Raw genomic sequence first — 21,985 nt, forward strand, 5'->3', positions numbered from 1 at the left:
GAGCCATGCCTATCAGGGCATTGCGGGACGAGCCAGTGAATTTCTCCCCGCCGGCGGCGCGATGGCCCCGCGTGCCGTTCACTGCGGGACGAACGACCCGGCGAACCATGAAGTTGGGCCTCGCACGAGGGACAAGTGGGACCTCCCGTGCCAAGCAGCCGGTCCGATGGATAGGGTCCCGGACTAATGGCAGCAGGACGAGGGCGGCGCGCGAAGGCCGAGACGTTCACGGCCCGGTGGAAGATGCAGTGGCACCGGGTCCGCGTCGGCCTGCGCAGAAGCGCCGTGGACTACTTCCGCGGCGACGGTTCCGACTGGATCGCGTTCGCCGGACTGCTGCTCGCCATCCCGGTCCTCATGGCCATGACGCTGGCCGACTCGGTGTGGTGCTCCCCGGCCACGCTGGTGCTGCCGATCGTCGCGGGCGGTCTGCTGCTGCGCCCGGCGAGCCTGCTCGGCCTGTACGCGGCGGGGGCCACCGCGCTGATCGTGGAGTCGGTACGGCTCGGCCCCTACACCGAGGGCCCCTCCCGGGTCACCCCGGGCGTCGTCCTGGTCGTGGCGGCCTGCGGTTTCTTCGGCCTGCTCACGGCCCAGTTCCGCAGCCGGGTCGGCGTGCCCTGGCGGCGCGGCGGCACCATGCTGTTCGACCTGCGCGAGCGGATCCGGGTGCAGAGCAAGCTGCCCAAGCTGCCGCAGGGCTGGCATCACGAGATGGCGCTGCGCCCGGCCGGCGGCCAGTCCTTCTCCGGCGACTTCGTCGTCGCGGCCCGTACCAACGGCGGCCGGACCCTGGAGGTCGTCCTCACGGACGTGTCCGGCAAGGGCATGGACGCGGGATCGCGCGCCCTGCTGCTCTCCGGCGCCTTCGGCGGCCTCCTCGGTTCCCTGCCCCCGCACGCCTTCCTCCCCGCCGCCAACGGCTACCTCCTGCGCCAGGACTGGGAGGAGGGCTTCGCCACCTCCATCCACCTGGTCCTGGACCTGGACTCCGGCGACTACGAGCTGTACTCCGCCGGCCACCCCCCGGGCCTGCAGCTGAGCGCGGGCAGCGGACGCTGGGAGGAGAAGGCCGCCGAGGGCCCGCTGCTCGGCGTGTACGACGGCGCGCAGTTCGACCCGGTGAAGGGCTCCCTGCGCCCCGGCGACGTCCTGATGCTGTTCACGGACGGTCTGGTGGAGACCTCCGACCGCGACATCGTCGAGGGCATCGACCGCCTCACCGGCGAGGCCGACCGCTATGTCGCCGGCGGCTTCCACGGCGCCGCCTGGCACCTCATCGAGGCGGTCGCGAAGGACGTCAACGACGACAGGGCCCTCCTCCTGATCTGCCGCCAGGCGTCGGGACCCGCCCGCTGAGGCCGTGCGCCTGCTCCGCCGGGAGGGACTGCCCGGGCAGGGGCCGTACGTCCCACCGCTCGTCCACGACTCGTCCACGGCGCGGTCACGGGCGGCTTCGCGAGACACTGGGCCGATGACACAGCTCACGCTCGCCGAGGTCGAGGCTCTCGCCCGTGCCGCCCATGCAGGACAGACCGACAAGGCGGGGCGGCCGTATGCCGAGCATCTCGCCGCCGTCGCCGCGGGGGTGCGGGCGCGGGGCGGGGACGCCGAGCAGATCGCGGCGGCCTGGCTGCACGACTCCGTAGAGGACGACGCACTGTCCCGGGAGTGGCTCGCACAGGCGGCGCTGAGCGCGCGGACCAAGGCCATCGTGGACGCCCTCACCAAGCGGCCGGGGGAGGGGCCGCAGGCGTACGCACGGCGGATCCTCGCCACGGAGGGCGCCCGGCTGGTGAAGCAGGCCGACCTGGCGCACAACGCCGACCCGGAGCGGCTCGCGGCCCTGGACGAGCCGACCCGGAAACGCCTGACCGAGAAGTACGCACGAATGCGCGCACTGCTCGGTCCGGAGGAGCCGGGTACTAGACGCTGACCTTCTCGCGTTCCTTCTTCTGGCGCTCGCGGGCCAGTTCGGCCGCGTCCTGCTCGAACGCCCACTCCAGCCTCGGCTCCATCGCGAAGCGGAACACCCGCTGCACCGGCCGGGTGCACAGCAGCGTGACGGCGGCGGCCGCGAGGACGGTGACCGCGGCCGAGCCGAGCACGCCGTACCGCTGGGCGAAGTCGAAACCGCCCGCGTAGAGACAGCCCTTCACCACGAAGCCGTGGAGCAGATAGCCGTACAGCGTGCCCGCTCCGAGAGCGGTGAACCACATCCTGCGGCGCGGCACCCAGGCGAAGAAGCACGCGGTCAGCAGCAGGGAGCAGCCGAACAGTGCCAGCGTCATGAGCGGCCCGGCCCACCAGGGTGCACCCAGGTCCTGCGCGGCGCTCTCCCGGTAGAACCAGCCGACGTCCATGCGCGGTGCGCTCCACCAGCCGACGGCCAGTGCCGCTGCCACCACCGGTACCGACGCGATCCGCACCCACCTGCGGCGCAGCGCGGTGAAGTGCTCGGGCTTCAGGCTGAGGCCCAGCACGAAACAGGGCAGGAACTGCAGGACACGACCGAGGTCGAGACCGCTTTCCGTGCCCGCGGAGACCGAGCCGAGCATGGCGACCCCCAGCGCGACCGGCACCGGCCAGCGCACCAGCTTCCACAGGGGGCTGAGCAGGCGCCAGACGAACAGCGCGCACAGGAACCAGGTCAGGTACCAGGGGGAGAAGAGGTTGAACGGCTGGTCGGTGACATGGCCGACGTAGCGCCGGAACAGCGAGTAGGCCGCCTGGAACAGGACGTACGGCACGGCGACACCGGTGATCAGACGCTTCAGGCGGTCCGGCCGCAGATCGAAACTGCGGGAGAAGTAGCCGGAGATGATGATGAACGCCGGCATGTGGAAGGTGTACACCACGTCGTACAGGCCTTCGAGGATCCGGCTGTCGCTCTTCACCGGAGCCCAGGAGTGGCCCACCGCCACCAGGACGATCGCCAGGTACTTGACGTTGTCGAAGAACGCGTCGCGCTGTTTGCCCGGTCTGTCCACCGGGGGCTGCCGCTCCTGCGTACCCATCGGGGTGTGCGGACCGGCTGCTCCGTCCGCCGGCGGCTGTGCCGGGGGGAGCGGCCTGCGGTTCTGGCCGGGGAGCGAGGCGGCGTCAAACATCTGAGGCACCCTAGCGTCGTGTGTGGGATTTCGTAAAACTCCCGCAGGCATTCCTGGTTAGCGGCTTCGTATACCCCCGATTTACCGAACTTGACGTCCGCACCTGCGTGATGATGGGCACACAGTAGGCCGCCTGTTCGTCCCTGTTGTCCGATTAATCCAAGCCAATTGGTGCATATGTCACGCCTGTGCGGTCAATTCGAATTACCTGCGCAGATGGTGTGTGCGCAGCGAAACGAAGTCGCGCAATATCCCGAGCAGTCGTCCGCGGAGGCCTCCTCGAATTACTGTCCGGCGCGCCCCTCGTGCCGAGCCCGCGCCCCACGTTGCGTCATGGGCCGCATAGCCCGGCCGGGTTGGTGGCACGATGGTTCTGGCGGGGGTGCGCGGACCGTACCTCCGGGCCGGGAGAGCGGACCGACCGAGGGTGTGATCAGTTGTGGCCATTTCACTGTCTGTGGTGCTGCTGTTGGCGATCATCCTTGTAGTGCTGCTGCGAGGGGGGAACATCAAGGCAGGACCCGCGATCGTCGCGATCCTCTTCGGCTTCTTCCTCGCCTCGACCGGCATGGCCCCGTCCATCGACCGCTTCCTGAACTCGATAGCGGACTCCATCAGCTCGATCAAGTTCTGACCGGTGCGGGGCGACCGGAGCAGAACGTGCTGAACAACTGAAGCAACGGGGGACCTCAGGAGTATGGCGCTGCGCGAGACGGATCCGGCGGAGATCGGCGGCTACCGGATCGAGGACCGCCTGGGCAGCGGCGGCATGGGCGTGGTGTATCTCGCCCGGTCCGCCTCCGGCCGCCGGCTCGCGGTCAAGGTCGTCCACGGCCAGTACGCCGACGACGACGAGTTCCGCATCCGGTTCAGCCGCGAGGTGGCCGCCGCGCGTCAGGTCAGCGGCGCCTTCACGGCCCCCGTGGTGGACGCGGACGCCGACGCCCCGCGCCCCTGGATGGCCACGCTCTACATCCCCGGCGAGGACCTCGGCACCCATGTCCGGCGCCACGGTCCGCTCCCGCCGCACCGGCTGCGCGAACTCGCCGCCGGCCTCGCCGAGGCACTGCGTGACATCCACCGTGCCGGAGTCGTCCACCGGGACCTGAAACCGGCCAACGTCATGCTCGCCGCGGACGGCCCGCGCGTCATCGACTTCGGCGTCTCGCGCGCCGCCGAGTCCACCGCCGCCGACGCCCTCACCCAGACGGGCCGGGTGATGGGCACCCCGCCCTTCATGTCCCCCGAGCAGTTCACCTCGCCGCACGAGGTCGGTCCCGCCACCGACGTCTTCTCCCTGGGTGCGGTCCTCGGGTACGCGGCCACCGGGCGCGGGCTCTTCGACAGCGCCGGCTACTGGGAGACGGCCACGAAGGTCGTCGAGGGCGAGCCGGACCTCGACGGACTGCCCGGCGATCTGCTCCCTTTCATCCGGCTCTGCCTGGAAAAGCACCCCAAGTCCCGGCCGACCTCCGACGAGCTCCTCCACCTGCTCCGCGAGGGCCGCCTGCCCGAACCGCGCCTGCAGCCCGCACAGCCGCACACCGAGCCCGTACGGCCGCGTGTGCGGCGCCGCAGGCTCTGGCTGGCATCGGCGGCGGGCGCACTGGTGCTCGCGGCGACGGCCTCCGCGGCCGCGCTGCGGCTGACCGGGGGCGCGGACGGCTCGCGCGGCGACCTGCCCGCCGGGTGGCACGCCTGGCAGGCCCGGGAGACCGACAGGGCAACCACCGCCGGTGGGTCGTTCACCTCCTGTGCCGCGCTCGACGGCGGGCTGGTCTGCGCCGGAGACGGCCTCAAGGCCGTTCGCTTCTCGCTGGCCACCGGCAAGATCGCGTGGAGCCTCCCGGAGGCCGACCACCCCGACCGGAACAACGGGGGCGGCAGCTACCCCGACAGCGGGGTGATCGGCACGCACGGACACGACGTCTACACCGTCGCCGACAGCAAGCCCCGCTCGGCCGAGAACAGCCGCTTCGTCTTCCAGGCCGTCGACGCCCGCACCGGGAAGGTCCGCTGGAACAAGCCCGTCGGCGAGGAGAAGCCCACCACCGTGGACGGCACGGTGGCCATCACGTCCGACGGCCCGATCGTCACCTACGGCGAGAGCGGCAGAACCTACTCCCTGCTGGACCCCGCCCACGGGACCCCCCGCTGGACACGCACCATGCCCGAGTACGGCAACTGCCAGGTCCGCAGCGTGGCCGGCAACGGCTATCTCGTGTGCGTCGACGACGACAGCACGTACACCACGGTCGCCCGGCTCGACCCCGCCCACGGCACGGCCCGCTGGGCCACCCGGGTGGACGGCCCCTTCACCTTGGCCGGCCAGACCGGCGGCCGCCTGGTCCTTGTCACCTCCCCGGACTCCCCCGTGGGGCCGGAGGCGACCACGATTCCTCCCTACCGTCGCATCACCCTGCTGGACCTCGCCGACCGCTCGCGCCGCGTCGTACCGCTGGACCGCGCCGTGCCCTGGGCCGCCACGCCCACCCTGGCCGGCGGCACCCTCTACTTCGTCCTCGACAGCGGCGAGATCCGCGCCGTCGCCCCGGCCACCGGCCGCACCCTGTGGGACGCCCACTCCTCCATCGAACGCCCCGGCTCGCCCCTGGTCTCCGGCGACTACGTCCTCATCGCCTCCCCGGGCGGCCGCCTCGCCGCCCTGGACCGCCGCAGCGGCAAGGAGGTCCACAGCGTGCCCGGCCGCGGCACCGGCCTCGAACCCTTCACCGGAGACACCGGCGCGCAACCGGTCCTCCATGGAGACGCCCTCTACGTCCCCTACGGCCTGCGCTCGGTCTACAGCGTGGACGTGAACACCCTCCAGAGCCCCTGACCGATTCGGGCACCCGGGGGACACGCCCATGGTGAGCCGTGTCCGGTGATTCTCATGGTCGTTGGAGCGAGCATGCGAAAGATCATCACGACCGCCACGCTGGCCTTGGCAGCCATGGCCATGGCCGCTCCCGCCCATGCGGACAACGAGTCGACCCCCAACTGGACCTTCGCGCCGGCATCCGTCTGCGGACTGGAAGGCGCAGGGGTGTCGGTGCTGCCCATCCTGACCGACTACGTCCCCGTCCACGCCAACAGCTGCTCGAACGGCAACATGTTCAATCAGCCCAGGCTCTAGGTCGAACGCCAGGATTCAGGCCGAACGATCGATACATCGACGCATCGATACATCGACGCATCGACACGGAGTGCTGGGCGGATCCCGGGACGGCCGAAGGCCCAGGGAGAGGAAAACACCCTCTCACCTGGGCCTTCGGCGTGAAGAGCGGGCGACGGGAATCGAACCCGCGTAGCTAGTTTGGAAGACTAGGGCTCTACCATTGAGCTACGCCCGCAACACTGCGCCGCAGGTCGGTGACCGCGGCACTGGAGGCATCGTAGCGGGTCGCCCGCCGCCGAGGCCAACGAGTTGGTTCCGGAGCCCTCGCGCGTGCCGTCTCCGGTAATGCGGCCGACGCGATCGTCCGGGGCATGTACCCTACGTGTCGCACCAGACGGGGTGTGGCGCAGCTTGGTAGCGCGTCCGCTTTGGGAGCGGAAGGCCGTGGGTTCAAATCCCGCCACCCCGACCACCGGCTCGACGGCACGTGATGATCGCCTTTTGGGGCGCTGACCGGCTGCGGTTACTATGCAAGCTGCGCGCCCGTGTGTCCCGGCCCACTCGGCCTACGAACTCCTCCGGGCGGCGAAATCCGCCGGACCAGTCTGGCTCCGGCAGAACCCAAGAAGTCAGCCACAAGGAGACCGAACCGTGAAGAGCGCCGTGGAGACCCTGAACCCGACCCGGGTTCGGCTCACTGTCGAGGTGCCCTTCGAGGAGCTCAAGGACAGCCTCGACGCGGCGTACAAGAAGATCAACCAGCAGGTCACGGTGAAGGGCTTCCGCAAGGGCAAGATCCCGGCCCGCGTCATCGACCAGCGGTTCGGCCGCGGTGCGGTGCTGGAGGAGGCCGTCAACGACGCGCTGCCGAAGTTCTACACCGAGGCGGTCAACGAGGCCGAGCTGAGCCCGCTGGGCCAGCCCGAGGTCGACATCACCGAGCTGAAGGACGGCGAGACGCTGAACTTCACCGCCGAGGTCGACGTCCGCCCGGCCCTGGAGATCCCGGACTACTCCGGTATCGAGGTCGAGGTCGACGCCGTCGAGGTCACCGACGAGGACGTCGAGAAGTCGGTCGAGCAGCTGCGCGAGCGCTTCGCCTCCACCTCCCCGGTCGAGCGCGCCGCCGAGGACGGCGACGTCGTCACCATCGACCTGGAGGCCAAGGTCGACGGCGAGGTGCTGGAGGACGGCATCGCCAACGGCGTCTCCTACACCATCGGCTCCGGTGAGCTCCTCGACGGCATCGACGACGCCGTCAAGGGCCTGTCCGCCGGCGAGGAGGCCACCTTCACCTCCGAGCTGAAGGGCGGCTCCGCCGCGGGCAAGGAGGCCGAGGTCACCGTCAAGGTCACCCAGGTCGCCGCCCGTGAACTGCCCGAGCTGGACGACGAGTTCGCGCAGCTCGCCTCCGAGTTCGACACCCTGGACGAGCTCAAGGCCGACAGCCGCAAGCGCCTCGCGAACATGAAGCAGTTCGACCAGGCCACCCAGGCCCAGGAGCGCGTCCTGGAGAAGCTCCTCGAGCTGGTCGAGGTCCCGGTCCCCGAGAAGCTGCTCGAGGACGAGATCAACACCCGCAAGCACAACCTGGAGCACCACCAGCTCGGCCAGATGGGCCTCACCCTCGACAAGTACCTGGAGATCCAGGGCAAGACCGCCGAGGAGTTCGACACCGAGACCCGCGAGGCCGCGGTCAAGGGCATCAAGACCCAGTTCGTCCTCGACGAGCTGGTCAAGAAGGAGAACCTCAACGTCAACCAGGAGGAGCTCACCGAGCACCTCATGCGGCGTGCGGCCTCCTCCGGCATGTCCCCCGACCAGTTCGCCCAGGCCGTCGTCGAGGGCGGCCAGGTGCCGCTCCTGGTCGGCGAGGTCGCCCGCGGCAAGGCCCTGGCCGTCGTGGTCGAGGCCGCCACGGTGAAGGACACCAACGGCGAGATCGTCGACCTGGACGACGAGGAGGAGGAGACCGAGGCCGCAGAGGCGTCGGAGACCTCCGAGGAGAACGCCGAGGGCTGAGCAGCCCTGCGGCGCCGGTAAGGCACGTACAGCGGGCCCTGGGGACCATCCCCGGGGCCCGTTTGCGTTGCCGGGCGGCTGACCAACCTCAAGGGGCGCGGGGAACTGCGCGCACGCCCCCCACGCACCCGCAGCCCGACGACCAGGCGCACCAGTCCCCGCAAACCGCGCCCTGCATCCGGTGGAGCCCCACGCGCTACGCCCCCGGCGAACACCCGCATTCCCGGGATTCCCCGAAGGGACCCTCGCGTTAGGGTCCATGAAAGGCAGAACAATGAGACGGCCCGGCGCCGTCGTAAGACGAGCAGGTGGATACGTGACGAATCTGATGCCCTCCGCCGCCGGCGAGCCTTCCATCGGTGGTGGCCTCGGCGACCAGGTCTACAACCGGCTGCTCGGCGAGCGGATCATCTTCCTCGGCCAGCAGGTTGACGACGACATCGCCAACAAGATCACCGCGCAGCTGCTGCTCCTCGCCGCCGATCCGGACAAGGACATCTTCCTCTACATCAACAGCCCCGGCGGCTCGGTGACGGCCGGCATGGCGATCTACGACACCATGCAGTACATCCCGAACGACGTCGTCACGATCGGTATGGGCATGGCGGCCTCGATGGGCCAGTTCCTGCTCACCGGCGGCACCGCCGGCAAGCGCTTCGCCCTGCCGCACACCGACATCATGATGCACCAGGGCTCCGCGGGCCTGGGCGGTACGGTCTCGGACATCAAGATCCAGGCCCAGTACCTGCTGCGCACCAAGAAGACCATGTCCGAGCTGACCGCGCTGCACTCCGGCCAGTCCGTCGAGACGATCATCCGCGACGGCGACCGCGACCGCTGGTTCACCCCGGAAGAGGCCAAGGAGTACGGTCTCATTGACGAGATCATCACGCATGCCTCGGGTGTTCCGGGAGGCGGCGGCACCGGTGCCTGACCGGCCCGGCCACGCCACGCACCGCCGAGACACCAGCCCCCCGAACGCCACCAGGACGGTGAACCCCATGAGCAACTTCCCCGGCGCCGCCAGCGGCATGTACGAAGGGCCCCGCCCCGACAGCCGCTACGTCATCCCGCGCTTCGTCGAGCGCACCTCCCAGGGCATCCGCGAGTACGACCCGTACGCGAAGCTCTTCGAGGAGCGCGTGATCTTCCTCGGCGTCCAGATCGACGACGCCTCCGCCAACGACGTCATGGCGCAGCTGCTGTGCCTGGAGTCGATGGACCCGGACCGGGACATCTCGATCTACATCAACAGCCCCGGTGGCGACATGACCGCCCTGACGGCGATCTACGACACGATGCAGTTCGTGAAGCCCGACATCCAGACGGTCTGCATGGGCCAGGCGGCCTCCGCCGCGGCCATCCTGCTCGCCGCCGGTACGCCCGGCAAGCGCATGGCGCTGCCGAACTCCCGCGTGCTGATCCACCAGCCGGCGGGCTCCACCGGCCGCGGTCAGCTCTCCGACCTGGAGATCATCGCCAACGAGTTCACCCGGATGCGTGAGCAGCTGGAGGACATGCTGGCCAAGCACTCGAACCAGCCGATCGAGAAGATCCGCGAGGACATCGAGCGCGACAAGATCCTCACGGCCGAGGAGGCGCTGCAGTACGGCCTCGTCGACCAGATCATCTCCACCCGCAAGCTGAACAACGCCGCGGTCCGCTGACGCGGAGCGGCACGCTCTTTGCCCCTCTTGGCACGGTGCACGTCAAAGTGAACCCTGCCAAGAGGGGCCCGAACACCGGGCCCGGCAAGGTACCGTCGGACATAAGGCAGCACCAGGAGCCGCTGGATTCGAAAGCGTCCAGGCGTCTCCCAGGCGAAGGGGAAGCACACCGTGGCACGCATCGGTGACGGCGGCGATCTGCTCAAGTGCTCGTTCTGCGGCAAGAGCCAGAAGCAGGTCAAGAAGCTCATCGCAGGGCCCGGTGTGTACATCTGCGACGAGTGCATCGACCTCTGCAACGAGATCATCGAGGAGGAGCTCGCCGAGACGAGCGAGGTGCGCTGGGAGGAACTCCCGAAGCCCCGCGAGATCTACGAGTTCCTCGAGGGCTACGTGGTCGGCCAGGAAGCAGCCAAGAAGGCGCTCTCCGTCGCGGTGTACAACCACTACAAACGGGTCCAGGCGGGCGAGAACGGCGGTCCGGGCGGCCGTGACGACGCCATTGAGCTGGCAAAGTCCAACATCCTCCTGCTGGGCCCAACGGGCTCCGGCAAGACCCTCCTCGCGCAGACCCTGGCACGCATGCTGAACGTGCCCTTCGCGATCGCCGACGCGACGGCGCTCACGGAGGCGGGTTACGTGGGCGAGGACGTCGAGAACATCCTGCTGAAGCTGATCCAGGCGGCGGACTACGACGTCAAGAAGGCCGAGACCGGGATCATCTACATCGACGAGATCGACAAGGTCGCGAGGAAGAGCGAGAACCCGTCGATCACGCGCGACGTATCGGGCGAAGGCGTTCAGCAGGCCCTCCTGAAGATCCTGGAGGGCACCACGGCCTCGGTCCCGCCCCAGGGCGGCCGCAAGCACCCCCACCAGGAATTCATCCAGATCGACACGACGAACGTCCTGTTCATCGTGGGCGGCGCCTTCGCCGGCCTGGAGAAGATCATCGAGGCCCGCGCGGGCGCGAAGGGCATCGGCTTCGGAGCCACGATCCTCTCCAAGCGCGAGCTGGAGTCCAAGGACGTCTTCGAGGACGTCATGCCGGAGGACCTGGTCAAGTTCGGCATGATCCCGGAATTCATCGGCCGCCTGCCCGTGATCACCTCGGTCCACAACCTGGACCGCGAGGCGTTGCTGAAGATCCTGGTGGAACCCCGCAACGCGCTCGTGAAGCAGTACCAGCGCCTCTTCGAACTCGACGGCGTGGAGCTGGACTTCGAACGCGAGGCCCTGGAAGCCATCGCCGACCAGGCCATCCTCCGCCAGACCGGCGCCCGAGGCCTCCGCGCCATCATGGAGGAAGTCCTCCAGGGCGTCATGTACGAGGTCCCGTCCCGCAAGGACGTGGCCCGCGTGGTCATCACGGCGGACGTGGTCCTCTCCAACGTCAACCCCACGCTGATCCCCCGCGATTCGCGGGGGCGGGGGTCGGGGGAGCAGAAGTCGGCGTAGCCCGTCCAGTACGACGGAGAGGGCGCCGGCGCCCTCTCCGTCACTATCTACATAGTTAGTATTAATGGCGACATTTCTGCAGGTTCGGGTGGGGTATGCCTCCGCGTGCAGATTCTGCGGCTTGAGGTAGCGACCAGATTGGCGTCATGTCGCGTTTGATGACCCCCCTCATAGGCTTCAGCCCTTCGCTCTCTCGGACGTTGCCAGCGGAGAGGCAGGGTCAGAGCAGTCCGTTGGCGTCCGATACGACCTGTATCGCCCTGAGATGGGTGGTGTCGAGGATGATGCGGATGACGGGACACCGGCGGGTGTTGTTCAGTCGATGAGGGTCGGCTTTTCACTACAGGCGGTCTCACACTCCGGCTCTGGAGCGGATCATTTGGCGTACGGCTGACTTCGACAAGCCGGAGCAGGATGAAAGAAACGCGTCAAGCGCACCTGCTGACCAGAGCGTAGATGCTTGCTGCGAACAGCGTCTCATCAGATGCGTTGGCTATTCCGTCGTGCGGCCGTGCCCGTTGATCCAAGATCAGCGGCGTGATTCCCGCAGGGCCCAGTCAATCCAAGTAAGAGGGTGGCCTCGGCAGATGTGCTAATCCAACTCCCGTCGATCCGCTTAATTGGTGATCCACCTCACAGTACTTCAGTTTCACAGAAGCGAGTCTGTCTTTCGTGAGATGATCAAGAGGTTGTTTGACACCTGAAGATTGTGAGGGGTTAAGTGAAGGCGATAGGGCGCTTTGCTGCTGCAGGCTTTATGGCTGCAGTGAGTATCGTTTCGTTCTCCGGGAGTGCCTCCGCTGGTGGGAGTGGGGCGTGGGTGTACACCGATGATGGTTCGCCTTATGGGGGTATAGGTCGGTGGACGGAAAACGGCGACCTCTTGGAATCGTGCGACCTGGAGAAGGATGGCTATGCGGTTTTGTCTCGCATACTCAGGTCTTCCGACGACGCTGTACTTATCAGGAATTATAATAACGGTGGCGAAGGGCACTGCAATGTCGTAAGCAAGAACCTGCCCGAATCTGTGGAACTTGATATTGAAGTTTGCCTCGCGAAGAATGGCGGCAACTACGAACGGTGGTGCACGAGGGGGCCGGTCCGTTGGTGAGCGCTGCTACAACAGCCAACACATGAGCCGAGTTGTCGGCGGATGATCAGGTAGCAGGCGAGTTTGAGGAACGCTTCGTGGATGTCGACCCGCCGTTCCCAGCGGACGTCGGAAGCCATGCGCTCACGCAAACGGCGCTCGCTCCCCAGGGATAGGCGCCCGGGCGATGTCGTGTCGTGTCTGCGCCGGGCGATCGGGTGCATCCGACCCGCGGCGGGCTGGCAGACGCGGCCGCGGACCGGCGGGATCACATCGGTGGCGAGATGGTCGCCGCGAGTCCGCATCGGACTCCGGCTCGTATAGGTCCGATCCTGGGCCTTTCCGTCTCGACCGTCCGCCGGGTCCTGGTGCACCACGACCTGGAGCGCCTGCCTTTTATAACCGGCCACCGCATCGCAGTGACCAATTTGCCGAACTGCCGCGGGTTCAGCCCCGGTGAATTGGGCTATCCAGGATGGCTTCGAGGCTGTGATCAGACCAGACCTCGCCGGCGGCAGGTAGTGCAGGTGCCGGTCCAGTGCCTCAGCAGCTAGGGGCTCGCTAAACGTTATGCGATTTGACCGCTGAGCTCCTGTGTGGCTGAAGTGGCGAACTAAGCGTCCCTGCATCAAGGGGCTCTGGTCTAACGAGCCAGAGCCCCTCGTGTGTGCAATTCGCGTTTTGCAGCGGTCAGATTGGTTTGCGGTCAGATTGGTTTGCGGACGTCGTTGCGCAGCTTGGCCGTGAGCTCAGCGGCGTCGCTCATCGAGCCGCCCTGGCCGGAGGCGAGAGAGGCGACGCTGAACGACGTGACGGTGACGACCGTGCTGTGGTCGCCCCAGATGCAGATCGGCACCTGCATGGTCTTGGGCACCCCCGACTCCGAGTTCGACGAGCCGCTGGTGTCGATCTGAGCCATCTGGCACTTCATGACGCCGTTGGAGAACCCTGCCGGGTGGACGGTCTCGGGGCTGCCGATCAGCTTGCCCTTGGTGTCGGAACCACTCTGGTCCTTCTCGGACTCCGCCTTGGCCTTGGCGAACAAGCCGTCGACGACCGTCTCCGGGTCGGCGACGGTCCCGTACACGCCGTGGAAGCCGAGAGCCTTCATGGTCAGGCCCTTGCCGTTCTGGTACTTGGCGCTCACCTCCGTGGGGTTCTTCACCCCCCACTTCTCGAAGTCCGATTTACCGGCGCCGCTGGGATCCGAGGAGTTGGAGCTCGCCTGCTTCGTGTACGTCCCGTTGATGACCGCCTCCGGCGCCGTCAGCTTGTGCGGCCCGTCATCCGCCACGCCGTTGCTGCTCCCGCTGAAGAGCAAGTACCCCGCCACCGCCACGGCCGCCACCACGGCCACCGAGCCGATGATCAGGCCCGTCTTCTTCTTGCTCCCGCCGGCCTGCGGCGGCTGCGGCATGCCGTACGGCTGCTGGCCGTAGGGACCCGGCTGCTGGCCGTACGGGTTCGGCTGCTGCGGCACGCCCTGCTGCGGGTAGCCGTACCCGGGCTGCGGCGGGCCCGCAGGCGCCTGCTGGGGGTAGCCGTAGCCGGGCTGCGGAGCCTGCGGCTGCTGGCCGTACGGGCCGGGCTGGCCCGGCTGGCCCGGCTGGCCGTAGGGCCCCGGCTGGCCGTACGGCCCAGGCTGCCCCGGCTGGCCGTACGGACCCGGCTGCTGGGGCGGCCCGCCGTACGGGCCCGGCTGGTTGTTGCTCATCTCTGGGTTCCCCTCCAGATGCTTATGTGTTCCGAACATCCTGGCCCAGGCCCGGGAAACGCATGGCACCGGGGGCCGCACCGTTACAGAACAAACGCGTTTCGGGACCACCCCGTGACACCTCTAAACTGACCCCCGTGACCGAGAACGCTCAGCAGCAGCCACCCGCGCCCGACACCGAACTGCCGACCCAGTACGCGCCGGCCGATGTAGAGGGGCCGCTGTACGAGCGCTGGGTAGAGCGCGGTTACTTCGAGGCGGACGAGAAGAGCGACAAGCCGCCGTACACGATCGTCATCCCGCCGCCGAACGTCACGGGCAGCCTGCACCTGGGCCACGCCTTCGAGCACACCCTCATCGACGCGCTGACCCGCCGCAAGCGCATGCAGGGCTTCGAGACGCTGTGGCAGCCCGGCATGGACCACGCCGGTATCGCCACGCAGAACGTCGTCGAGAGGGAGCTGGGCAAGGAGGGCAAGTCCCGGCACGACCTCGGCCGCGAGGCCTTCGTCGAGCGCGTCTGGCAGTGGAAGGGCGAGTCCGGCGGGCAGATCTCCGGTCAGATGCGCCGCCTCGGTGACGGCGTCGCCTGGTCGCGTGAGCGGTTCACCATGGACGAGGGGCTCTCCCAGGCCGTCCAGACCATCTTCAAGCGCCTCCACGACGACGAGCTGATCTACCGCGCCGAGCGCATCATCAACTGGTGCCCGCGCTGTCTGACGGCCATCTCGGACATCGAGGTCGAGTACCAGGACGACGACGGCGAGCTCGTCTCCATGAAGTACGGGGACGGGGACGACGCCATCGTCGTCGCCACCACCCGCGCCGAGACCATGCTCGGTGACACCGCCGTCGCCGTCCACCCGGACGACGAGCGGTACAAGCACCTGGTCGGCAAGCTCATCAGGCTCCCGCTGACCGACCGTTCCATCCCGGTTGTCGCCGACACCCATGTCGACCCCGAGTTCGGCACCGGCGCCGTCAAGGTCACCCCGGCCCACGACCCGAACGACTTCGAGATCGGCCAGCGGCACGACCTGCCGTCCATCACGATCATGGACGAGCACGCCGTCATCACCGCGCACGGCCCCTTCCAGGGCCTGGACCGGCTGGAGGCCCGCTCCGCCATCGTCGCCGCGCTGCGCGCCGAGGGCCGGATCGTCGCCGAGAAGCGGCCGTACGTCCACTCCGTCGGCCACTGCTCGCGCTGCAAGACCACCATCGAGCCGCGCCTGTCGATGCAGTGGTGGGTCAAGGTCGGCCCGCTGGCGAAGGCGGCGGGCGACGCCGTCCGCGACGGCCGCGTCAAGATCCATCCGCAGGAGATGGAGAAGCGCTACTTCGACTGGGTCGACAACCTCCACGACTGGTGCATCTCGCGCCAGCTGTGGTGGGGTCACCGGATCCCCGTCTGGTACGGGCCGAACGGTGAAGTCGTCTGCGTCGGCCCCGACGAGGAGCCGCCGACCGGCGAGGGCTGGCACCAGGACACCGACGTCCTCGACACCTGGTTCTCCTCCGGCCTGTGGCCGTTCTCCACGCTGGGCTGGCCCGAACAGACCGAGTCGCTCGCGAAGTTCTACCCGAACTCCGTCCTGGTCACCGGCTACGACATCCTCTTCTTCTGGGTCGCCCGGATGATGATGTTCGGCCTGTACGCGATGGACGGCACCCCGCCGTTCCACACCATCGCCCTGCACGGCATGGTTCGCGACCAGTTCGGCAAGAAGATGTCGAAGTCCTTCGGCAACGCGGTCAACCCGCTGGACTGGATGGACAAGTACGGCAGCGACGCACTCAGGTTCACCCTGGCCCGAGGCGCGAACCCGGGCGTCGACGTCCCGATCGGCGAGGACTGGGTCCAGGGCTCCCGCAACTTCGCCAACAAGATCTGGAACGCCACCCGTTTCGCCCTGATGAACGGCGCGACGGTGGAGGGCCCGCTGCCGGACCCGTCCGCGATGTCGGCGACGGACCGCTGGATCCTCTCCCGCCTGAACTCGGTCGTCGCCGAAGTCGACGCCTACTACGACGACTTCCAGTTCGCCAAGCTGTCGGACACGCTCTTCCACTTCGCGTGGGACGAGGTCTTCGACTGGTACGTCGAGCTGTCCAAGACCGTCTTCCAGGCGGGCGGCGAGCCGGCCGAGGTCAGCAAGCGGGTCCTCGGCGAGGTCCTCGACGTCACCCTCAAGCTCCTCCACCCGGTGGTCCCGTTCGTCACCGAGACCCTCTGGACCACCCTCACGGGCGGCGAGTCCGTCGTCGTCGCCGAGTGGCCGAAGGACAGCGGCTTCCGGGACCGTGCGGCCGAGAAGGAGATCGAGACCCTCCAGTCGGTCATCACCGAGGTCCGTCGCTTCCGCGCCGACCAGGGCCTGCAGCCGGGCCAGCGCGTCCCGGCCCGCCTGACCCTCGACGGCACGGCCCTCGCCCCGCACGAGGCCGCCATCCGCCAGCTGCTGCGTCTGCAGCCGGAGGGTGACTCCTTCACGGCCACGGCCACCCTCCCGGTCGCCGGCGCCGAGGTCGCCCTCGACCTCTCCGGCACGATCGACGTGGCCGCCGAGCGCAAGCGCCTCGCGAAGGACCTGGCCGCCGCCGAGAAGGAGAAGGCCCAGGCCACGGCCAAGCTCGGCAACGAGGCGTTCCTCGCGAAGGCTCCGGACCACGTGGTGGACAAGATCCGCACGCGCCTGTCCAAGGCCGAGGAGGACATCGCCCGCCTCACCGCCCAGCTGGAGAAGCTGCCGCCGGCGTAGCGGTCGTACGGCGATGAAGGCCCCGGAGCTTTTCAGGCACCGGGGCCTTCGTGTGCCCGGGACGGGGCGCTGCTCGCCGGGAGGCACGACCGCCCGCGGCTCCGGCGCCGAGAGGCCGACGGCGACTGCGACCCCTGGGGGCGCGGGGAACGGCGCGACAGCCCCCGCGCACCCGCACCCGGCAATCGCGAGCAACCACCCCGAACCGGTCCGTTGTCACCTCCGCTCCGTAGACTGGCACCGTGAGCGACCACCCCGGCACCAGCGACACCCCCGACCCCCTCGACAGCTTCGACGAGATCATCGAAGCCGAGACGACCCGCGACCCCGACCTCGCGGTGATCGAGGCCGGCAGCCGAACCCTGCGCACCCAGGGCGGGCAGCCGCACGCCGACGTGCCCGCGCGGCCGGAGGACCCGGAGGTCGACCGGGCGCTGCGCGAGGTCGAGGCGGACCTGGCCACCCGCTGGGGCGAGACCAAGCTGGAGCCCTCGGTCAGCAGGATCTCCGCGCTGATGGACGTCCTCGGCGAGCCCCAGCGCTCGTACCCCTCGATCCACATCACGGGCACCAACGGCAAGACCTCCACCGCCCGCATGATCGAGGCCCTGCTCGGCGCCTTCGAACTGCGCACCGGCCGCTACACCAGCCCGCACGTGCAGTCGATCACCGAGCGGATCAGCCTGGACGGCGCGCCCATCTCCGCCGAGCGGTTCATCGAGACCTACGACGACATCAAGCCGTACGTCGAGATGGTGGACGGACAGCAGGAGTACCGGCTCTCCTTCTTCGAGGTCCTCACCGGCATGGCGTACGCCGCGTTCGCGGACGCCCCCGTCGACGTGGCCGTCGTGGAGGTGGGCATGGGCGGCTCCTGGGACGCCACCAACGTCATCGACGGCGACGTCGCCGTGATCACCCCCATCGACCTGGACCACACCGACCGCCTGGGCGAGACGCCCGCCGAGATCGCCGGTGAGAAGAGCGGCATCATCAAGCAGGACGCGACCGTGATCCTGGCCCAGCAGCCGGTGGACGCGGCGCAGGTGCTGCTGAAGAAGGCCGTCGAGGTGGACGCCACGGTCGCCCGCGAGGGGCTGGAGTTCGGGGTCGTGGCCCGGCAGATCGCCGTCGGCGGGCAGCTGCTCACGCTGCGCGGCCTGGGCGGCGAGTACCCCGAGGTGTATCTCCCGCTGCACGGCGCCCACCAGGCACACAACGCGGCCGTGGCCCTCGCCGCCGTCGAGGCGTTCTTCGGCGTCGGCGCGCAGCGCCCGGATCCGCTCGACATCGACACCGTCCGCAAGGCCTTCGCGGCCGTGTCCTCCCCGGGCCGCCTGGAGGTCGTACGGCGCTCGCCGACGATCGTGCTCGACGCGGCGCACAACCCGGCGGGCGCCCGCGCCACCGCGGAGGCCGTACAGGAGGCGTTCGACTTCAGCCGGCTGATCGGTGTCGTGGGCGCGAGCGGCGACAAGAACGTACGGGGTCTGCTGGAGGCCTTCGAGCCGATCTTCGCCGAGGTCGTCGTCACGCAGAACTCCACCCCGCGGGCCATGGACGCGGACGAGCTGGCCGCGATCGCCGTGGAGGTGTTCGGCGAGGAGAGGGTGCAGGTCGAGCCGCGGCTGCCGGACGCCCTGGAGGCGGCGATCACGCTGGCCGAGGAGGAGGGCGAGTTCGCGGGCGGCGGCGTGCTGGTCACCGGTTCCGTCATCACCGTCGGCGAGGCCCGGCTGCTGCTGGGGAAGGGCTGAGGATCGTAGATGCGTACGCTCTGTGCATCGACCCTGATCGGCGAGTTCTTCGTCATCGGGTTCGCCGGGCTCGTCGCCATGAAGGACCCGGGCCTGTCCATGTCCACGGTGTGGCTGGTCAGCGGCATCGCCATGCTGCTGTGCGTGCTGCTGTGCGGCATGGTGACCCGGCCCGGCGGGGTGGCCCTCGGCTGGGCGCTGCAGATCGCGCTGATCGCCTCCGGTGTCTTCGTCCCGACCATGTACTTCATGGGCGCGGTGTTCGCGGCGCTGTGGTGGGCGTCGGTGCACTTCGGCAGAAAGGTGGACGAGGCGAAGGCCAGATTCGCCGCGCAGGCGGAGTCCGGATCCTCCACAGCTGACGCTGCGTAACGGGCGTCCCGACACGCCCTGTAACCTCGTCCCACCGCACACGCCAGTCGTAAGGAGTCCTCCCGTGAGCCAGCGCACCCTCGTCCTCCTCAAGCCCGACGCCGTCCGTCGAGGCCTGACCGGCGAGATCATCAGCCGTATCGAGCGCAAGGCCGGCTGGCAGATCACCGCGCTGGAACTGCGCACCCTGGACCAGGAGACCCTGGAGCAGCACTACGGCGAGCACAAGGGCAAGCCCTTCTACGAGCCGCTGGTCGAGTTCATGTCCTCCGGCCCGGTCGTCGCGCTGATCGTCGAGGGCGAGCGGGTCATCGAGGGCGTGCGCGCGCTCGCCGGGCCGACCGACCCGATCGCCGCCGCGCCCGGCTCCATCCGCGGCGACTACGGCGTGATCGTCCGCGAGAACCTGATCCACGCCTCGGACTCCGAGGAGTCCGCCGAGCGCGAGGTGAAAATCTTCTTCCCGGGCCGGGCGTGAACTGCGGGTGCTTTAGTTTTCGGTAATTTTTCTGAGGGGACGTCAGCTCCGCCCGCTGGTGCCCGACCAGGGACGGCCGTACATTTCCGGCCGTCCCTTGGCATATGCCTTGCCGATCGGGGGAACGCGTGCCTCCGTTGGACCGTCTCCACAAGCGGGGCGGCCCGCCATCTGGTGACAATGGCGGAGACCCTCGCGCAGTGTCCGTGCAGGCGCGTTTACGATGGAAGCCTTCACGTCACAGCACCCGCCTCGCCGTCCTGACATGCCCTCAAAAGCTCGGGAAGGCCAGATGAATCCGGATGGGGAACTCAATGTCGTTCATCGGCCGTGACATGGCTGTCGACCTCGGGACCGCCAACACGCTGGTGTACGTCAGGGGTCGCGGAATCGTCCTCAACGAACCGTCCGTCGTCGCGATCAACACCAACACCGGTGGGATCCTCGCGGTCGGTGCCGAAGCGAAGAAGATGATCGGCCGGACGCCGGGCAACATCGTGGCCGTCCGCCCGCTGAAGGACGGCGTGATCGCCGACTTCGAGATCACCGAGCGGATGCTCCGCTACTTCATCCTGAAGATCCACAAGCGGCGGTATCTCGCCCGTCCGCGGGTCGTCGTCTGTGTGCCCTCGGGCATCACGGGTGTCGAGCGCCGCGCCGTGATCGAGGCGTCCTCCCAGGCCGGTGCCCGCCAGGTGCACATCATCGAGGAGCCCATGGCGGCCGCCATCGGCTCCGGCCTGCCGGTCCACGAGGCCACCGGCAACATGGTGGTGGACATCGGCGGCGGCACCACGGAGGTCGCGGTCATCTCGCTCGGCGGCATCGTCACCGCGCAGTCCATCCGGGTCGCGGGCGACGAACTGGACAACGCGATCATCCAGTACATCAAGAAGGAGTACAGCCTTCTGCTGGGTGAGCGCACGGCCGAGCAGATCAAGATCACGATCGGTTCCGCGTACGACCTCGACGCCGACGAGCACACCGAAGTCCGCGGCCGGGACCTGGTCTCCGGGCTGCCGAAGACGGTCGTGATCTCGGCCGCCGAGGTCCGCAAGGCGATCGAGGAGCCCGTCAACGCGATCGTGGACGCGGTCAAGACGACCCTCGACAAGTGCCCGCCGGAGCTGTCCGGCGACATCATGGACCGAGGAATCGTTCTGACCGGCGGCGGAGCCCTGCTGCGCGGGCTCGACGAGCGGCTGCGGCGGGAGACCGGCATGCCGATCCACATCGCCGAGGACCCGCTGGACAGCGTCGCGCTCGGCTCCGGCAAGTGCGTCGAGGAGTTCGAGGCGCTGCAGCAGGTCCTGGACGCCCAGCCCCGCAGATGACCTGACACTTCGATTCCGCCGTACGAGAGGTTCTCCGCTCGTGCGGCGGATCGTTGATGAGAGGCATAAGCTCCCACAAATGGCCCCTCGGGCTTGCGTTTCGCGTATCGCGCCCGCAAAGGGGCTCCCGAATTCCTATTGAGGAAGGGCACGGCCGCCGCACGTGAGGGACACGAAAGAGAGCCGGCTGCTCCTGGTCCTGCTGGTTGCCATCGCATTCGCGCTGATCACGGTGGACATCCGCGGGGGCAGGAACTCCCCGGTCGAGGGTGCCCGGCAGGCCGCGGCCGCGGTGTTCGGCCCGGTCGAGAACGGGCTGTCCTCGGCGGTCGACCCGGTCGGCAACGCCGTGTCGGCGATCCGGGACTCCGGCAGCCGGCACGACCGGCTCGCCGCCCTGGAGAAGGAGAACGCGGCCCTCAAGGCGAAACTCGGCAGCGACGACCGCAACCGCAGTCGCCTGGGCCAGCTCGACAGGATGCTGAAGATCGCCGGCGAGGGCCAGTACGGCATCAAGGGCGCCCAGGTCATCGCCATAGGAGCGGCGCAGGGCTTCTCCTGGACCATCACCATCGACGCCGGCGCCAACGACGGCATCAAGCGCGACATGACCGTTCTCAACGGCGACGGGCTCGTCGGCCGGGTCACCACGGTCGGCCCCGACACCTCCACCGTGCTGCTCGCCAACGACCCCGACTTCACCGTCGGCACCCGCATGGAGGGCAGCGACGAACTCGGCTTCGCCTCCGGGCAGGGCGACCGCCCGCTGCGCGTGGAACTGCTCAACGGCAAGGCGGAGGTGAAGAAGGGCGACCGGCTCGTCACCTTCGGCTCGGAGGCCGACCGGCCCTTCGTGCCCGGCGTGCCGGTCGGCGTGATCTCCCGCGTCGAGCCCTCCAACGGCGGCCTCACCCGCACGATCTACGTCACCCCGTACGTCGGCTTCACCAAGCTGGACATCGTCGGTGTGGTCGTCCAGGCCCCGAAGAAGGACCCGCGTGACGAAGTCCTGCCGGCCAAGCCCAAGCCGGTTCCGACGCCGACGGTGACGGTCACCGTCAACCCGTCCGCCGACGCGACCGCCAACGACGAACAGCAGTAGG

Annotated in this window: 17 protein-coding genes and 2 tRNA genes; 16 read left to right on the forward strand and 3 right to left on the reverse strand. The window is 68.5% G+C overall.

Annotated elements, in window-relative coordinates; all coding sequences use genetic code 11:
• The first annotated feature begins 186 nt into the window (after positions 1-186).
• Positions 187-1,359: a PP2C family protein-serine/threonine phosphatase gene (locus ACIGXP_RS17120; protein ID WP_399769026.1), complete on the forward strand. Its 1,173-nt coding sequence runs from the start codon at positions 187-189 to the stop codon at positions 1,357-1,359.
• Positions 1,360-1,474: 115 nt separating this feature from the next.
• Positions 1,475-1,936, forward strand: coding sequence for an HD domain-containing protein (locus ACIGXP_RS17125; protein ID WP_399769028.1), 462 nt, complete (start codon positions 1,475-1,477; stop codon positions 1,934-1,936).
• Here the strand turns inward: ACIGXP_RS17125 and ACIGXP_RS17130 are convergent.
• Positions 1,926-3,110 carry an acyltransferase family protein gene (locus ACIGXP_RS17130; RefSeq protein WP_399769030.1) on the reverse strand — a complete coding sequence of 395 codons (1,185 nt, stop codon included), beginning with the start codon at positions 3,108-3,110 and terminating at the stop codon, positions 1,926-1,928. The two genes, ACIGXP_RS17125 and ACIGXP_RS17130, sit on opposite strands and share 11 nt — an antisense overlap.
• Before the next feature lie 439 nt (positions 3,111-3,549).
• On the opposite strand from ACIGXP_RS17130, the gene ACIGXP_RS17135 reads away from it, so the two are divergent.
• The 3 genes from ACIGXP_RS17135 to ACIGXP_RS17145 all read left to right on the forward strand — a co-directional run bounded on the left by ACIGXP_RS17135 (position 3,550) and on the right by ACIGXP_RS17145 (position 6,246).
• On the forward strand, positions 3,550-3,744 hold the full coding sequence (locus ACIGXP_RS17135) for a hypothetical protein (protein ID WP_363214845.1): 195 nt from the start codon (positions 3,550-3,552) through the stop codon (positions 3,742-3,744).
• A 63-nt stretch (positions 3,745-3,807) separates the two neighbouring features.
• Complete coding sequence (locus ACIGXP_RS17140; protein ID WP_399769033.1) at positions 3,808-5,949, forward strand: PQQ-binding-like beta-propeller repeat protein; 2,142 nt, start codon at positions 3,808-3,810, stop codon at positions 5,947-5,949.
• A gap of 72 nt (positions 5,950-6,021) precedes the next feature.
• A complete protein-coding gene (locus ACIGXP_RS17145; protein ID WP_363214843.1) occupies positions 6,022-6,246 on the forward strand; it encodes a hypothetical protein in 225 nt (74 codons plus the stop codon).
• Positions 6,247-6,392: 146 nt separating this feature from the next.
• Here ACIGXP_RS17145 and ACIGXP_RS17150 read toward each other — a convergent pair.
• Positions 6,393-6,463 (reverse strand) — tRNA-Gly (locus ACIGXP_RS17150).
• A 160-nt stretch (positions 6,464-6,623) separates the two neighbouring features.
• Between ACIGXP_RS17150 and ACIGXP_RS17155 the strand changes: the two genes are divergently transcribed.
• The 5 genes from ACIGXP_RS17155 (at position 6,624) to clpX (ending at position 11,375) form a co-directional block, all read left to right on the forward strand.
• Positions 6,624-6,700 (forward strand) — tRNA-Pro (locus ACIGXP_RS17155).
• 179 nt (positions 6,701-6,879) lie between these two features.
• Entirely contained in the window at positions 6,880-8,250 is a 1,371-nt protein-coding gene (tig, locus tag ACIGXP_RS17160) for a trigger factor (RefSeq protein WP_399769035.1), read from the forward strand.
• Positions 8,251-8,578: 328 nt separating this feature from the next.
• Positions 8,579-9,184, forward strand: coding sequence for an ATP-dependent Clp protease proteolytic subunit (locus ACIGXP_RS17165; RefSeq protein ID WP_363214881.1), 606 nt, complete (start codon positions 8,579-8,581; stop codon positions 9,182-9,184).
• Between the two features lie 67 nt (positions 9,185-9,251).
• A complete protein-coding gene (locus tag ACIGXP_RS17170) occupies positions 9,252-9,917 on the forward strand; it encodes an ATP-dependent Clp protease proteolytic subunit (protein ID WP_228625090.1) in 666 nt (221 codons plus the stop codon).
• Between the two features lie 171 nt (positions 9,918-10,088).
• Positions 10,089-11,375, forward strand: coding sequence for an ATP-dependent Clp protease ATP-binding subunit ClpX (clpX, locus tag ACIGXP_RS17175; protein ID WP_399769038.1), 1,287 nt, complete (start codon positions 10,089-10,091; stop codon positions 11,373-11,375).
• A gap of 1,796 nt (positions 11,376-13,171) precedes the next feature.
• Here the strand turns inward: clpX and ACIGXP_RS17180 are convergent.
• Positions 13,172-14,179, reverse strand: coding sequence for a hypothetical protein (locus tag ACIGXP_RS17180; protein ID WP_399769040.1), 1,008 nt, complete (start codon positions 14,177-14,179; stop codon positions 13,172-13,174).
• Positions 14,180-14,316: 137 nt separating this feature from the next.
• Here ACIGXP_RS17180 and ACIGXP_RS17185 point away from each other — a divergent pair, with 137 nt between their 5' ends.
• The 6 genes from ACIGXP_RS17185 to mreC all read left to right on the forward strand — a co-directional run bounded on the left by ACIGXP_RS17185 (position 14,317) and on the right by mreC (position 21,984).
• A complete protein-coding gene (locus ACIGXP_RS17185; protein ID WP_399769042.1) occupies positions 14,317-16,941 on the forward strand; it encodes a valine--tRNA ligase in 2,625 nt (874 codons plus the stop codon).
• A 242-nt stretch (positions 16,942-17,183) separates the two neighbouring features.
• Entirely contained in the window at positions 17,184-18,698 is a 1,515-nt protein-coding gene (locus tag ACIGXP_RS17190; RefSeq protein WP_399769044.1) for a bifunctional folylpolyglutamate synthase/dihydrofolate synthase, read from the forward strand.
• 9 nt (positions 18,699-18,707) lie between these two features.
• Positions 18,708-19,070, forward strand: a complete 363-nt coding sequence (locus ACIGXP_RS17195; protein ID WP_363214835.1) for a DUF4233 domain-containing protein — start codon at positions 18,708-18,710, stop codon at positions 19,068-19,070.
• A 64-nt stretch (positions 19,071-19,134) separates the two neighbouring features.
• On the forward strand, positions 19,135-19,548 hold the full coding sequence (gene ndk, locus ACIGXP_RS17200) for a nucleoside-diphosphate kinase (RefSeq protein WP_351245956.1): 414 nt from the start codon (positions 19,135-19,137) through the stop codon (positions 19,546-19,548).
• A gap of 314 nt (positions 19,549-19,862) precedes the next feature.
• The gene (locus ACIGXP_RS17205; RefSeq protein ID WP_031158632.1) at positions 19,863-20,882 is read left to right on the forward strand and encodes a rod shape-determining protein; all 1,020 of its coding nucleotides are present in this window, start codon (positions 19,863-19,865) and stop codon (positions 20,880-20,882) included.
• 163 nt (positions 20,883-21,045) lie between these two features.
• Positions 21,046-21,984: a rod shape-determining protein MreC gene (mreC, locus tag ACIGXP_RS17210; RefSeq protein WP_363214834.1), complete on the forward strand. Its 939-nt coding sequence runs from the start codon at positions 21,046-21,048 to the stop codon at positions 21,982-21,984.
• The last annotated feature ends 1 nt before the right edge of the window (position 21,985 follow it).

Source organism: Streptomyces sp. NPDC053069, from assembly GCF_044546895.1.
GTDB lineage: Bacteria > Actinomycetota > Actinomycetes > Streptomycetales > Streptomycetaceae > Streptomyces.

What these genes read in the sequence shown, in the direction of transcription:
- ACIGXP_RS17145 (WP_363214843.1), top strand. Translation starts at nt 6,022, where the DNA reads ATGCGAAAGATCATCACGACCGCCACGCTGGCCTTGGCAGCCATGGCC.
- ACIGXP_RS17180 (WP_399769040.1), bottom strand. Translation starts at nt 14,179, where the DNA reads ATGAGCAACAACCAGCCGGGCCCGTACGGCGGGCCGCCCCAGCAGCCG.
- ACIGXP_RS17205 (WP_031158632.1), top strand. Translation starts at nt 19,863, where the DNA reads ATGTCGTTCATCGGCCGTGACATGGCTGTCGACCTCGGGACCGCCAAC.
- ACIGXP_RS17165 (WP_363214881.1), top strand. Translation starts at nt 8,579, where the DNA reads ATGCCCTCCGCCGCCGGCGAGCCTTCCATCGGTGGTGGCCTCGGCGAC.
- ACIGXP_RS17130 (WP_399769030.1), bottom strand. Translation starts at nt 3,110, where the DNA reads ATGTTTGACGCCGCCTCGCTCCCCGGCCAGAACCGCAGGCCGCTCCCC.
- ACIGXP_RS17195 (WP_363214835.1), top strand. Translation starts at nt 18,708, where the DNA reads ATGCGTACGCTCTGTGCATCGACCCTGATCGGCGAGTTCTTCGTCATC.
- ACIGXP_RS17170 (WP_228625090.1), top strand. Translation starts at nt 9,252, where the DNA reads ATGAGCAACTTCCCCGGCGCCGCCAGCGGCATGTACGAAGGGCCCCGC.
- ACIGXP_RS17140 (WP_399769033.1), top strand. Translation starts at nt 3,808, where the DNA reads ATGGCGCTGCGCGAGACGGATCCGGCGGAGATCGGCGGCTACCGGATC.
- ACIGXP_RS17120 (WP_399769026.1), top strand. Translation starts at nt 187, where the DNA reads ATGGCAGCAGGACGAGGGCGGCGCGCGAAGGCCGAGACGTTCACGGCC.
- ACIGXP_RS17125 (WP_399769028.1), top strand. Translation starts at nt 1,475, where the DNA reads ATGACACAGCTCACGCTCGCCGAGGTCGAGGCTCTCGCCCGTGCCGCC.